14 protein-coding genes are annotated in these 13,736 nt (G+C 50.4%); 6 read left to right on the top strand and 8 right to left on the bottom strand.

Annotated features, from left to right (window positions below):
* The first annotated feature begins 1,072 nt into the window (after positions 1 to 1,072).
* The 5 genes from ET33_RS14640 (at position 1,073) to ET33_RS14625 (ending at position 4,675) form a co-directional block, all read left to right on the top strand.
* Entirely contained in the window at positions 1,073 to 1,660 is a 588-nt protein-coding gene (locus ET33_RS14640) for a CPBP family intramembrane glutamic endopeptidase (RefSeq protein ID WP_036682418.1), read from the top strand.
* A 189-nt stretch (positions 1,661 to 1,849) separates the two neighbouring features.
* Positions 1,850 to 2,524: a hypothetical protein gene (locus ET33_RS14635; protein WP_036682415.1), complete on the top strand. Its 675-nt coding sequence runs from the start codon at positions 1,850 to 1,852 to the stop codon at positions 2,522 to 2,524.
* Positions 2,521 to 3,078 carry an accessory gene regulator B family protein gene (locus ET33_RS14630; protein ID WP_036682413.1) on the top strand — a complete coding sequence of 186 codons (558 nt, stop codon included), beginning with the start codon at positions 2,521 to 2,523 and terminating at the stop codon, positions 3,076 to 3,078. The genes ET33_RS14635 and ET33_RS14630 overlap by 4 nt, the downstream gene beginning before the upstream one ends.
* On the top strand, positions 3,075 to 3,197 hold the full coding sequence (locus ET33_RS38425; RefSeq protein ID WP_127485958.1) for a cyclic lactone autoinducer peptide: 123 nt from the start codon (positions 3,075 to 3,077) through the stop codon (positions 3,195 to 3,197). The genes ET33_RS14630 and ET33_RS38425 overlap by 4 nt, the downstream gene beginning before the upstream one ends.
* Before the next feature lie 326 nt (positions 3,198 to 3,523).
* Positions 3,524 to 4,675, top strand: a complete 1,152-nt coding sequence (locus tag ET33_RS14625; RefSeq protein WP_036682410.1) for a phosphodiester glycosidase family protein — start codon at positions 3,524 to 3,526, stop codon at positions 4,673 to 4,675.
* A 68-nt stretch (positions 4,676 to 4,743) separates the two neighbouring features.
* On the opposite strand, the gene ET33_RS14620 is transcribed toward ET33_RS14625, so the two are convergent.
* The 4 genes from ET33_RS14620 to selD all read right to left on the bottom strand — a co-directional run bounded on the left by ET33_RS14620 (position 4,744) and on the right by selD (position 7,919).
* Positions 4,744 to 5,148: a YtxH domain-containing protein gene (locus ET33_RS14620; protein ID WP_036682408.1), complete on the bottom strand. Its 405-nt coding sequence runs from the start codon at positions 5,146 to 5,148 to the stop codon at positions 4,744 to 4,746.
* Between the two features lie 6 nt (positions 5,149 to 5,154).
* Positions 5,155 to 5,598, bottom strand: coding sequence for a DUF948 domain-containing protein (locus ET33_RS14615; RefSeq protein ID WP_036682644.1), 444 nt, complete (start codon positions 5,596 to 5,598; stop codon positions 5,155 to 5,157).
* Between the two features lie 164 nt (positions 5,599 to 5,762).
* Positions 5,763 to 6,794, bottom strand: a complete 1,032-nt coding sequence (gene mnmH / locus ET33_RS14610) for a tRNA 2-selenouridine(34) synthase MnmH (protein ID WP_036682405.1) — start codon at positions 6,792 to 6,794, stop codon at positions 5,763 to 5,765.
* Positions 6,795 to 6,860: 66 nt separating this feature from the next.
* On the bottom strand, positions 6,861 to 7,919 hold the full coding sequence (selD, locus tag ET33_RS14605) for a selenide, water dikinase SelD (protein ID WP_036682402.1): 1,059 nt from the start codon (positions 7,917 to 7,919) through the stop codon (positions 6,861 to 6,863).
* Positions 7,920 to 8,070: 151 nt separating this feature from the next.
* Here selD and ET33_RS14600 point away from each other — a divergent pair, with 151 nt between their 5' ends.
* Positions 8,071 to 8,706, top strand: a complete 636-nt coding sequence (locus ET33_RS14600; protein WP_036682400.1) for a bifunctional 4-hydroxy-2-oxoglutarate aldolase/2-dehydro-3-deoxy-phosphogluconate aldolase — start codon at positions 8,071 to 8,073, stop codon at positions 8,704 to 8,706.
* A gap of 679 nt (positions 8,707 to 9,385) precedes the next feature.
* Here the strand turns inward: ET33_RS14600 and ET33_RS14595 are convergent.
* From ET33_RS14595 to ET33_RS14580, 4 genes are all read right to left on the bottom strand, one after another.
* A complete protein-coding gene (locus tag ET33_RS14595) occupies positions 9,386 to 9,952 on the bottom strand; it encodes an NAD(P)/FAD-dependent oxidoreductase (protein ID WP_036682394.1) in 567 nt (188 codons plus the stop codon).
* Between the two features lie 74 nt (positions 9,953 to 10,026).
* Positions 10,027 to 11,493 (bottom strand): sensor histidine kinase, encoded by a 1,467-nt coding sequence (locus tag ET33_RS14590; protein ID WP_036682391.1) that lies wholly within the window; start codon positions 11,491 to 11,493, stop codon positions 10,027 to 10,029.
* Entirely contained in the window at positions 11,490 to 12,197 is a 708-nt protein-coding gene (locus ET33_RS14585) for a response regulator transcription factor (protein ID WP_036682388.1), read from the bottom strand. Before ET33_RS14585 ends, ET33_RS14590 begins: the two co-directional genes overlap by 4 nt.
* On the bottom strand, positions 12,190 to 13,452 hold the full coding sequence (locus ET33_RS14580; RefSeq protein WP_051775350.1) for a hypothetical protein: 1,263 nt from the start codon (positions 13,450 to 13,452) through the stop codon (positions 12,190 to 12,192). Before ET33_RS14580 ends, ET33_RS14585 begins: the two co-directional genes overlap by 8 nt.
* Positions 13,453 to 13,736: the final 284 nt, after the last annotated feature.

Below are 13,736 nucleotides of genomic sequence, written 5' to 3'. Positions count from 1 at the left end.
CAAAAAAAGCCTGCTTTGGTTACGTGCAGTCCACTATCTCTAACACTACCAAAGTCCGGGCTTCTTTGCCATGATTGCTTAAACCAAACGTAGTGATAGATTAGAGAGTTTGTCGAAAAGCAGGATAATACGGCGTAAGGATGTGTACTATGGAGCAGCTTGGTTTGTTGGCGGTTTTGTCGGTGGCATTCTGGTTATCGTTATTTACCATGACTCTGGCGCTGTTCAGGCAAAACATCAAACCTCATCTTAAAAGCATAATTATCAGTTCCCTCATCATGACTCAAATTTCTATCATTACTCAGACAAAGTTTTTAATTCTCGGATTAGTCGTACTACAACCTGTTTTTACCGTTCTATGCTTTTGTCGTTTTTCAGACTTCGTCTGATTCATGCATTTCTTGTAAGTTTAGTTGTTTATCTGTTTGTAATTATCTCCGAAATGTTGTTGCATGCGGTTGTTAGTCGTTTTCATATTGAAACTTTCATTTTATTAGCTCAGAAAAGTGCGTTACTCCCGGCTGGTGTCTTAAGTATTTTAAATTTTGTAGTGACTGTCATTTTATTAAAATTACGAGTCGGCTTTACTTTTATCTCCTTTAATCGAAAACATAAGGTAAACATTCGTTTCGCTATAAGTCTATTTGTTATATTGGCTAGCGGGCTTATTACAATGATGCTCATCATTTCTTCTTTATATTTATGGGAGACCCAGACCTTGTTAGCTTACGGGATGGGTACGATTCTATTAATAGGCCTCATACATTACTTGTACGTCAAAGAACTGTCGGATACATAAGGGGAGAGATGAAACAAATATTAATTTCGGAGGAAGTGTATCATGGAGCACATCGGTCTGTTTTCTGCTTTATGCGTCATATTTTGGTCCACGGTATTTCAATGCTCAGTATTACGCTTTTTCATTTTGAAAAATGGATTTCTCTTAGTCTGCTTGCAGTTTTTTTCGTTTTTCTGCTGATTATTTTCTATCTATATATAAAAGATTCGAAAGAAGATTAGTTGTGGAATTAGAGAGGTGTCCATATCATCAACATTAACAGGAGTAACAAAAATGAATAGACGATATGCATATATCTTAATAGTATTCTATTTATTTTCCGGACCTGGCCCAATATTATTTTTCTTGAATAAATTTACTGTTTCTTTCTTGCCAATCGTTACTCTAAGCGTAATCCTTTGCTTATTAAAAAATGAAATACTCTTAATCAATTTCAATCAAATTATAAGAAATATACAAAATTATAGCTTAGCTTTTAATGGTTTAAAATATTGTATTTTTTCACATGCCCTATCAACTTTGATATTTGGGTTTAGTGCTATTGTCACTGACGATTTAATAAACTCCTATCTAATCGTATCTGTGAATTCCGTTATTATTGCGCCTATTGTAGAAGAGACGGTATATAGGAAAATTATATTTGGATTTTTAAATAAACAGTATAACTTTTGGATAGGGTCAATCGGTTCATCATTTATATTTTCAATCGGTCATTTAAATCTAGATCGTTTCCTCGCTTACTTTTTAGTTGGAATGGTTCTTTGCTTCGTTTACAAAAAGGCAGGCAATCTATTCCCGGCGATGCTAGCTCATGCCTCATTAAACTATATTTCCATTTTAGTAAGAACATTAAACGGATAATATACAACAGTTAAAATTCGCTAATTTTCGACAAAAATTTTCTTGTGTACTTATTATGTGTATATTAAACTTATCTTGAAGTAAACGATTCTAAAGTTTTCCAAAAACAATTTAGTATTATGATAGGACTTTTTTACCACATGAATTGTAATAGCCATCTAACTAATAGTTTTTCAAAGGGGATTCCTCATGGTTACTTTTCTTGTAAAAATGGTGTCTACGACTATTGAATTTTTCGCAATGGTGTTGTTGGTTTTATCCGCTTTCCGTATATATTTTCGATATGCACTACATAAAGTATTTTTTATCGCTTTAATTCTATCTTTAGTTTCGTTTTATGTACGTGATTTTCTGGGACAATTTAACTATGCTTTTTTGTCTATATTTGTAATCGAAATCGTGCTGCTAACCTTATTTTTTAGACTTCCTATTCTTTTTTCATTTTTCATGTGCATCATTGCCAATATTGCAACAGCCATTTTCGAAGGTGTTGTCACTGCTATAGGTATGCAGATGAATTTAACGTCAGTGCAATTAATACAGACCAATCTAGTTCACTTTGTTACTTGGCAATTAGTTGTTACAGCCCTTCAAGTGTTGCTAATCCTTTTTTTACAACGCTATAAAATAGGCTTTCACTTCACAATAAATGATTCGATGAAAAAATACAATTTTTGGTTGTCAGCTATACTTATCATAAGCGTATTCGCACTTCAGGTGCAAACTTTAATATTCGGAGAATTAAAATACCATGTTGCAATTCCAATCATATTGGCAATCATTTTTCTTATTGGTATCGTGCTTTCGTATAAACATAATCAAAAACTATGGAAAGCAAGAAGAGAAAGGCTATCCAAGAGATGAATCCTATCGATTCAATGGCAACGTACTTGGCAAAAGTTATACGAAAGCATAATGAACATGCCGGATCAGAAATAGCTTTAAAATATGCGTTGAGTTTAACAATCAATACGAGTCTTGCTATAATCTTTTCCTTGTTGATATCCGTTTTTACAAATCGTTTCGACGAAACGCTTATTGGTATAAGTATATTTTTGTTGATTCGCTATGTTAGCGGAGGAGTTCATTTATCTTCTTCGCTGGCTTGCTGTATTATTTCAATTTTTATTTTTACAACTATCGCCAATGTACCATCTGAGTATACAGAAATATCCATGTATCTTAATACTATTTCCTTTATGATCTTGCTGTTTACAGCCCCTAACAATATTAAAGATGTCAGCCGAATTCCTCAAAAATTTTACCCTTTACTGAAAATAATTACATTACTAATTATATTCAGTAACTTTTTTATCAAATCTACAGTTTTTACTGCCGCCTTCATGATACAAGCAGTTTTAACAACACGATTTTCCTACAAAATTATTAATTATTTTGAGAGGAGGCAACCGCATTGAAAAAAAAATTAGCTATTATTGCAAACTCACTGCTAATGGCTCTGGCCGCTTTTTTTGTAGGAACAAATTCATTAACTATGAACCGCCCAGAAACACCGGAAGAACTTCTTAAGAAATAACGCCTTGGCTTTCTGGGCTGGTAGTCCGTAGATCTGCCAGCCTTATCCATGCCCGTCGACGCCCCGCGAAGGTCGATTATCTCTCGCCTTTTGAGCCACCCTCCCTCTTCCTCCAATAACGCCTCTAAATTTTCCGAAGGGCTTATTACACACATCGACAAAGAAACGGACGATTACCAGCTTCTCCGCTAAGAAGCAGCTCGAATTCCGTTCTTCCCAAGGCTGCGACAAGATTCACATTTTAAGTTTTCTTCATGCAACTTTTTTCGCTGTATTTCGTTTATAAAGGAGGATGGAGTCTAACCACCATGGAAAGGATTTGAATTATGTCCGTACCGATGCCCGGCAGTCCTCGTACTCAAACGACCTCTGCCGCTGCCGCAAAGAAAAAAAAGAAGCCGGTTAAAAAGAAGAAACGGCGTTCGTCCACCTTGGCCTCAATTACACTTTATACGTTCTTTTTCATGTTTTTGTTCGGAAGTGTGTTCAGCTTGTGGTTTTTTCTAACGGAAACCGGCACGAATCTGCGCTTGATGATGGCTGATACGATCATTTCGACACAGCATCGCGATTGGGCGAAATACCTCATCGGCGAGGAAGAGCTCAAAAAACGGGTTGACCGGTACTGGGCGCAGTTCGACACGTATTCCGAAATCAAGGATAAGGACCTTGTTCGTGTAGACCATAAACCAGCGACAGCGGCTGTCGAAAAAAAGCCTCCGGTTGAAGTAGAAGACATTGAGGGGAAAAATTTTAAAGGCAAGCTGCTGATCGTGAACGATCCGAAAACGCTGCGCATCGCCGTTCCGGGCACACGCAGCAAGGGAGAAAAGGTTTCCTCGATGGTTAAACGATTGGGGGCCATTGCCGGCGTCAATGCGGGCGGGTTCGTCGATCCGGAATGGAAAGGCAACGGCTTTCAGCCGACCGGCCTCGTCATGTCGGGAGGAAAGATCTTCTATAACGACGGCGGCATGAACACGCGCAATCACATCGTTGCCATCGATAAGGAAGGCAAGCTGATTGCGGGCAAATATACACCGAACGAGCTGATCAAGATGGGCGTTCAGGAAGCAGTCACCTTTGCTCCCAAGTTTATCGTTAACGGCGTGGGCATGATCAAAAATCAGGCCGACGGCTGGGGGATCGCTCCCCGCACCTCGATGGCGCAAAAAGCCGACGGCACCATCATGTTCGCCATCATCGACGGACGCCAGCCGGGATACAGCATCGGGGCGACGTTGTACGATATCCAGAACATTTTTCTGGAGCATGGCGCGGTGACAGCGGCCAATCTGGACGGCGGCTCCTCAACCGTACTAGTCAAGGACAACCAGATCTTGAACAAGCCATCCAGCGAATACGGCGAGCGGTATTTGCCTACCGCCTGGCTGGTGTTCGAAGACCCGGCCAAAGCCAATATTAAAAACATTTGGGAAGGACTCGACCCAAACAAGATCGATCCGTCCAAATGGTAAAAATACGCCAAAATCAAACGGGATCTTGGGCATAACGCCGAAGATCCCTTTTTTTTGCAAGTCAAGCTTTAGTGCTCCTCTCGTTCCACCGTCGTGGCTGCGATAGACGCTTCGGCTGCAGCTACATCGTCTGTACCGTTTTCCGGTTTACTGCTGCGCCACGATTTCACTTCCTGACTCACTTGAACCGTCGCCTGCTTCGCTTTTCCCGTCACCTCCGACGTTGTGCGTCCGATGCTTTCCGCCGCAGCCTGCGCTTTATCCGATACGACGGAGACGATCCGCTTCGATTTTTCCGCAACGTCACCTGCGATTTGCTGCGTCTTCTCGCTCACCTGATGATAGCCCTCTTTCAAGTCGGCGCGTAGCTCGCGTCCGGATTTAGGCGCAAACAGCAGTGCCGTCACCGCACCAAGCACACCGCCGATTACGGCTCCGACGAGCAAATCCTTATTTCTTTTTTCCGCTGCCATCGTTCTTCACTCCTTTGATTTCATGGGTCTGGAAGCTTGCAGGCGATGCCAGAGCTGCAGGCCAGAGGCTGTCAGCTCCATCAGGTCGTTTGCGGTATCCCGATGGCTATGTAACGCTTTGCGCGCCTCAAGTGCCGTGCTTTCTATGGACTGCGATACGGACTTCACGATTCGGGATACACGCTGTACCGCTTCTCCCGTCTCCTCCGCTGCCGCAAACCAAGCATCGACCGCTTGCATTTTGCCTTGCAGGTCCCGCATAACCTCGGTTGACACAAGAAGTAAGCTTTCCGTGCTCTCCGCGGTTTGCCGTACTTGCTGCTGCATCGTGTCAAGCGCGGTCTCCGCACGCCTCAGCGCAAGAATCGCCAAATACGCGAAGCGTATAGCCAGCCCGATGAGCACCAGAAATGCAAAAATGCAGGCCGCCACTCCCCATTGCCACCACATGGCCTTCACCTCCGTCATCCCATCCGCTTCTAGACGAATGCCTATGAGATAGTACAGTATAAGACGGAGGCGCCCATTTTGACACAACTTCCGGAAAAAAGGACGAGGAGCTTGCCAAAAAAGGCAGCAAAAAAAGCCCGGCTGCCCGGGCTTTAAAGTTTGGCTTAGAACAGCCGCTTCAGCTCTTGCTCGATTCGCTGCACGGCTTCATCCGCATGACGGACGCGGAGTCGGATCGGCTCCGTGGTGTAACTTTCTTCCGCATGCTCGTAGCGCGGATCGTAGTAATATTCGAGCAGCAGCCTCGTGGCTTCCTCGAATTCATGATCCAGCAGATGCCGCTCGATTTGCGCAGCAATTGGCGTATGAAGCCGGCGGTGAATTTGCCGAAATGCGGCGAGACAGGCTTCCGCGTGCTCCTCCGGCCGATATTCCTGTACGATGTGCCGTATCCGTTCTTCCAATGGTACCTCGATCCGGATCGGGATGCCGCTTGTTTTGGCTTCTGCCAAAAAGCCGGGCATCACCACCCGGCCGATTCGGCGGCTTTCAGCCTCCATCAGCACGAAAGGTCGGTCCTGATAGCGCAGCAGCTCGTGGACAAGCAGCGATTCGAACGTCTTTTGGTTGTTCGGCACAAGTCCGATCTGCCCAAAGATGGAGCCGCGATGTCCGGCCATCCGTTCAAGATCGAGCACAGGGTAGCCCCGCTCGGCCAGCTTGTGGAGAATCAGCGACTTGCCGGTGCCGGTATGACCGGCGATGACGACGACCTTGGGCTTGAGCTCGAACGACTCAAGCGTCTGTACGACCCACTGACGGTAGGCCCGGATGCCTCCGGCTAACCGGTAGGCCCGGATGCCCATAAGCGACAGCAGCGTGGCCGACGTCCGGCTTCGCATGCCGCCCCGCCAGCAGAAAACGGCTTTGTTCGGACCAAGCGCCTGAAATTCCCGGATGAAGGCCGGAAGCTTGGCGGACACGATCTCAAGCCCGCGCTGCTTGGCTTCTTCAATGCTAATCTGCTTATAGGTTGTGCCGATCTCCGCCCGCTCCCGATCATCGAAAAGCGGTATGTTCAAGCTGCCGGGGATCGTAAATTCTTTGAACTCTCCCGGAGAGCGGACGTCGACGAGCGTCAGCTCCCGTTCCTGATGCAGGCGCAGCAGCTCCTGCACGGTAATGTCTTGTTGCAACGCGTCCTCGCTCCTTTACTTCATATGGGACGTGCTGCAGCATAGCTGCACGTCCTAGGCGGCTGCTTACAGCGATTCCAGAACGCGGATTTCGCCCGGATGGTCGGCAGTCGTCTCGCCGATGATCGCAGCCTCGACGCTTGCGCGGCGCAAGTCGCCCAGCAGGGCGTCGGCCTTGTCCGCGGCGACGGCGATCAGCAGCCCGCCAGAGGTCACCGCGTCGCAGAGGATCCATTGATCAAACTGATCGATGGATTCGGCGAAGGCGACGGTGCCTTCGAGGTGCGCATAATTGTTCTTGGTACCGCCCGGGACAAAGCCCGCCTCGGCCAGCTCGCGGACGCGCGGCAGCACCGGCACTTGAGCCTTCCCGATGCGCACGCCTACGCCGCTGCCTTTGGCCAGCTCGGCCGCATGGCCGAGAAGTCCGAAGCCGGTCACGTCGGTACAGCCGTGCACGTCGTACGGCTCCATCGTTTCCGCAGCCGTCTTGTTCAACGTGGTCATTACCTTGGTGACCCGTTCGATTTCTTCCGGACTAAGGGCGTCTTTCTTGATTGAGGTCGTCAGGATGCCGACGCCAATCGGCTTGGTCAGGATCAGCTTGTCCCCCGGCTGGGCCCCCGCATTCGTCTTCGCTTTGGCCGGATGCACCAGTCCGGTGACGGCAAGACCGAACTTCGGCTCGTTATCGTCAATGGAGTGGCCTCCTACGAGCGTCGCTCCGGCTTCTTTGACCTTATCGCCCGCGCCGCGCAAGATGTCGGCCAGTACTTGTTTATCCAGCTTTTTGATCGGAAAGGCCACGATGTTCAGCACCGTTAGCGGCTTCCCGCCCATCGCATAAATGTCACTGAGCGCGTTAGCCGCCGCAACCTGACCGAAAGCGTAAGGATCGTCGACGATGGGCGTAAAGAAGTCGACGGTTTGGACCAGCGCCAGCTCGTCTGTCAGCTTGTACACCCCGGCATCGTCGCTCGTATCGAGACCGACGAGCAGGTTCGGGTCGGGCGTCGCCGGCGGAAGGGTCCGGATCACCTGCTGCAGATCCGCGGGACCGATTTTGCAGCCGCACCCGCCTTTTGTAGAATAAGAGGTTAATTTGATCGGTTCGTTAACGCTCATCTTTCAGATCAGCTCCTAAACATGATTTCCATAAAGTACAGGTTAGCACAGTTGGCATTTAAAAAAAAGCAGGTATAATGAAGTCAATGAAATGGCGGCCTATCTCTGCGATAACAGGATAAAAACAGGTCATAACGGGAGGATACAGCGGATGAATCGGGAACAAGGACTGCAGTTGATCGAGAAAGTAAAGATCGTCGCCATTGTGCGCGGCGTGGAGGAACAGCATATCGAGGGATTAGCGGATGCGCTGGTCAGCGGCGGAGTGCCGGTCATGGAAGTGACGCTGAACACGCCGGGAGCGCTTGGCATGATCGAACGGCTTCAAGCCCGGTTCGGGGAACGGATGTACATCGGCGCGGGGACCGTCGTGGACGTGGACGACGCACAGAAAGCGCTGGACGCCGGGGCGTCGTACTTGGTTACTCCGAACACGGACGAGCAGGTGATCCGTTACGCTGCGGAGCGCGGCGCTCCGATTTTCCCGGGAGCGATGACGCCGACGGAAGTTGTGAAAGCATGGAAAGCCGGAGCGACGGCGGTGAAAATATTTCCGGGCGCCAGCCTCGGAATCGGCTATATCAAGGAATTGATGGGCCCGCTGAATCACATCCCAATGATGGCGGTCGGCGGCGTAAACGAGGATAACATCGCCGAGTTTATGAAGATCGGCTGCTACGGGGTTGGCATCGGCGGCTCGCTCGTGAACCTGAAGGAAATTGCCGCCGGCAACTTTGATTGGGTGCGGGATAAAGCGGCCCGGCTCGTAGAGCGATCCAGAGAATGAATCACGTCGGAGGAGCCCTGCTCCTGCTGCTTTTAAAGCAACCCTTGAATCGGCCTGACCCGCACTTTCGGCGCAAGTGTAAAGGGTTCCTTAGCGACGAAAGTTACAAGTGGCGAGTTGGAGAGTTATAAGCAGCACTGGACTTTACAAGTCGTGAGTGGGGAGTTACAAATTGAAGAGATATAAGCGATGGGTATCACAGAGGATAGTTACAAGTGACGATCTACGAATGGCGAGTTACGACCCGAGAAAGTTATCGGCGGAGAGACGGGTTGTCGAACGCAGGCGTTTGTAACTTGGGTCCATGACAAAATAGAGGAAATACCGTGCGTTATTCGATTGAACTTCGCCGGCATATCCTCAATAGCGGAACCGGAAATACCTTAATGCCTTCGTTCTCGGCAGCTTGAACATTTTTCGACAAGGTTAAAGCACTTTGAGTTCCGCTATGTACTCGTCAACAGCCCAAAGCATTCTAATAACGCATCCGGGTTCCTCTATTTTTAAGCCCTATCGACCAGCCCCCTTGCTACCCTCTCAGATTGCGCATTTGGACAGCTACAAATGTAGCCTGTCGCGAAAAGGAAATCAATCCGATGGCCCGCAGGAAGCCGAAAATGAAGTATAAACTCTAAAAAAACGGCGGCCCTCCATAGCTGGAGGCCGCCTTTTTGCACATTTACGCTTTCAACACGTCATGGTCGACATACCGTTCGCCGTTCAGTTCGCTGATCAAATTGATCGCAACCTTGACCCCGTCGCCCGCGGTAATGATCGTATGCACGCTCACGCCCGCTGCGGTCCCGGCCGCCCAGATGCCCGGCACGTTCGTCTTGCCCTCCGGGGTAGCGTCGACTACGGTCTTGATCCTCGGCTCGGTTCCCGGCTTCGTATTTACGCCGATCTGCTGCGCCAGCTCGGCGTTAAGCCCCGTGGCGAGCACGACATGCTTCGCTTCGTAGCTTCCGTTTTCCGTCTCCAAGCGGAATCCTTCGCCTTCCTTCGCAACGGTGACGACTTTGCCTTGTACCAGCTCGGCTCCGAACTTGGCCGCCTGCTTCTTCCCGATCTCCACCAGGTCCGGCCCGGTAATCTCCGCTACGCCGTAGTGGTTCTCCACCCAAGCGCGTTTCGTAATGCTCTGATCGCTATCAATCACCAGCGTCTTCTTGCCCGCCTTCGCCGTGAAGAGGGCAGCGCTTGCTCCTGCAGGTCCTGCTCCGATAATCGCTACATCGTAAGACATCATTCATCCTCCCTTTCCAGAAAGTGAAAAAGTCGAACGTGCGAATGGATGCGGATTCGCCTCGATCTTTTCCATTATCCCCCATTGGAATCAGGCTTGTCAAATGACGTGCCGGAGACTTCCGCCCCCTGAGCCTCAGCCTCTTCCAACGGCAGACGGACCGTTACGGTCGTTCCTTCCCCTTCTGCCGAATCTAGCCGAATCGCGCCTTGATGCAGGTCGACGATTTCCCGGCAAATGGCGAGTCCGATGCCGGTTCCTTCCGCTTTCGGGTCCGCCTGATAAAACTTCGTTTGGACGTTTCCTAAATGCTCGCGCGATATCCCAATACCGTTATCCGCAACGCGCACGACGGCGTCCCGGTCCTCCCGCTCCAGAGAAATAGCAATGTGTCCATCCGGCCCGGTAAATTTGAGCGCGTTATCGATCAAATTCAAACAAACCTGCTTCAGCCGATTCGTATCCCCGATGACCGTCACAGGTTCGGAAGGTACGCTCAATTGAAGGTCGATCCGCTTTTGCTCCGCCTTGGAACGCATTTGCAGCACCGCCTCCCCCAGCAGCTCGTTCATCGGCACCCGGGCGAGATCAAGGGTAATGCTTTTCTCGTGCAGCCTGGAGAAGTCAAGCAGCTCCTCGACGAGACCGATCAAGCGGTCGGTTTCCTTCGTAATAATGCCGAGCCCGAGCCGCGTCTCTTCCTTGTCGTCCATGCCGCCGGTCAGAATCGTTTCGCTCCAGCCCTTAATGCTGCTTAGCGGCGTCCGAATCTCGTGAGAAATGGAAGAAATAAAATCGTTCTTCAGCGCTTCGCTGCGCACGATCTCGCGGGCCATATAATTCAACGTCCCCGCCAGCTCGCCGATCTCGTTGTCATACGATTCGTTGACCCGTACATCGAAGCGGCCTTTGGCCATCTCGGCGGATGCAGCCGTCATCCGTTTGATCGGTCGGACGATCGAATTGGCGAAGGGAAGGCTGACGAGCAGCACCAGCAGCAGCACGACGACGCCGACACCCGCCGATACGGCGTAGATCGTGCGCAGCACCCGGTCTACCTCCGTCAAGGAAGTGACATACCGGATCACCGCCAGCGTCTGCCCTTGATAGACGAGCGGATTGGAGACCGCCATCACGCGCTCGTTGGTTACCGCTTGATTGCCGGTCCACACCCCCGTCCGGCCCGACCAAGCCTCCTTCACATCGCTAGTCCGAATACTCTCCTGGACGGCAAAACCGCTGGATGCCGCCAGCACCGTGCCGTTACGGTCCACAATTTCCAGCTCCGCCGTTTCGTAAGCGAAATACTGCACCATGCGGTTCAAATGCTGGCTCAAATTATTGTAAAACAAATCCCCCGCAAAATTGGCGTAAAAGTTCGCCGAAACGACGGCATGGTTGGTCAGCACATTGGCGATGCCGTTATAATAAAACTGGCGGACGGCAAAGAAAAAGACGCCTTCCATCAGAATAAGCGTTAGCAGAACGATCCCCAAAAAGCGCATGACGACCTGCCGCCTCAGACTTCTCCGCAGCTTCATGTCGAGGCGTCCCGCCCTTGCCAGCGGTAGCCGAAGCCCCATACCGTCTCGATGAATTTCGGAGCGGACGGGTCCTCCTCTACTTTTTGACGGAGCCTGCGGATGTTGACATCGACGATTTTCGGATCTCCGATGTATTGGACGCCCCAGATCTCATCGAGCAGATCGTTTCGGCTCAGCGGGGAGCCTTCTTTTTCGATCAGGCGCTGGATCAAAGCAAACTCGGTTGGGGTCAGATCGATCCGTTCTCCGTTTTTGCGGAACTCGACTTTCTCCGGATGAATTTCGAACGGACCGGAGCGCAGCGTGCCGCTGTCCTCCCCGCCGGCCGGCTGCCTACGGACACGGCGCAGCAGCGACCCGATGCGCGCCATCAGCTCCCCCGGACTGAACGGCTTGCCGATATGATCGTCCGCTCCGAGCGACAGCCCCATCACTTTGTCCTGCTCCTGTACTTTGGCGGTCAGAAAGATGATGCCGATCCGCTCATTAAATTCCCGCACCCGCCGGCATACCTCGAAGCCGTCGATTCCCGGCACCATGACGTCGAGCAGCGCAATATCGAAGCTATCGTCCTGCTTCAGCAGTGCCAGCGCCTCGTCTCCGGTAACCGCCTCCGTAATGTCGTACCCCTGCCGCTTCAGGTTGACGACGACAAAGCTGCGGATCGAATCTTCGTCTTCCAGAATAAGTATTTTACCCATGCGTCTGGTTCCCCCCTTCGGCTCTTGCTTCCGATAGCAAGCGGAAAAAGCTTCGATAAGCCGCCCCGTTCGCATCGATGGCATACACTTGATCCATCGTCCGACTCAATACGGTCCATGACTTATTGTCCTCCGTCCATTCCGCCTGCGGAAATATCCGAATCTCGGCCAGCAGCTTCCCGTCCCCGGTATTCACGAAACGGACGGCCCCCTCTGTCTTCTTCACCGTAAACCGGCCTTTCCACTCCGGCGGAATGTCAAAGGTATATCCGTATTCACCGTTAAAATAACGTTCCAGCACCGTCGTAAGTCCCCGTACGCCGTCCCATTTGGCAAACGTCTCGATCCAAGGGATGTTGACCATCGCCTCGTTCTCGTAGCCTGGCGGATCGTACATGCCGGATATTTCGATGATGCCGTCGCCGTCGGCGTCTTCGCTTTTGCCCGAGTAAGCTTTGTAGGTCGTTTGAGGATTTAGCGCCCGTTTGAGCTTCCCTCCCTCGTACACAAGCAGCTCGGTATTCGAGGAATGAGCGCCTACCGAAGCATCGAGCACGACACCCCGCTTGTCCGCCGACACGCGCCCTCCGAGCACGTTATAATAATCGTTTACGGTCGAATCCAAACGGACGCTTCCCAGCTTGCGCAGCTCGTTATCATATTGATAGAGGGTTGCGTTGGACGACACTCCCCTGTCGTGTACAATGACCGTTAGATCTTTCTTTCCGTCTCCGTTCAGATCGTCAATGACATAGTCCGTATACGGCAGCTCCAGCTTCTTCACCATCCGTCCGGCCTCCAAGGAATAGACCGCCAAGCCTTTGGCCGATTCCGCTCCCGTCGAATAGCCCGCGATAACGTCCTTCCGCCCCTTTTGCACCACATCGTCAAACGTCAGCGAATCCAGCTCGAAGCCGGCGCCCTCGAACCGGTCAAGACGCTGCCACGAGCCATCCTTCATTCTCCATATTTCGCCATTCAGCTGTTCCTTGTTTTTGATCTTATAAAAGAACACCGCTTCCTCGCTGCCGTCACCGTCCAAATCGATCAGCGAGAACGCTCCCTTCTGCTCCGCCTTACGGGGGCGGATCAACGCCGCGCCTTCCGGCAGCGACCGTTCGATCGTTAGCTTCAGCGCCTCCTGCTCGGCCGGGAGCTTCGGCAGCCGCATATATGCCCCCGGCTGCTCCATGAAGCCGCAGCCCGTACAGCCTAAAACCAGCGCCAGCCAAGCCGCCGCCGCTTTTCTCTTCATCGTCATATGTCACTCCCCAAGCGGTGGTCCGAACGTCCGGGTTTCGTTTTTTTCACATGATAGCCTTTCCTCTTGCAAAAATCAATCGACGAGGCCGGGAGGCGTGTGATCCGGCTCATTTTTTAGGATGAAAAAGAGCACCTCTATTCCATTGTAATCGTTTGTCAAAAGAAGAAGGTAACAAAACGATGACAAAAGATTTGGCGAATTTTTAATATTTTTGTAACCTTTTGCTCCATGTTTTGCGTTATTATGGTAGACAGTGTTTCGAAAGAGCCTTGACA

This window comes from Paenibacillus tyrphae, assembly GCF_000722545.1.
In the GTDB taxonomy this organism is placed as follows: domain Bacteria; phylum Bacillota; class Bacilli; order Paenibacillales; family NBRC-103111; genus Paenibacillus_G; species Paenibacillus_G tyrfis.
Note: the sequence above shows the minus strand (reverse complement) of the source record. Positions and strands in the feature narration are given on the sequence as shown.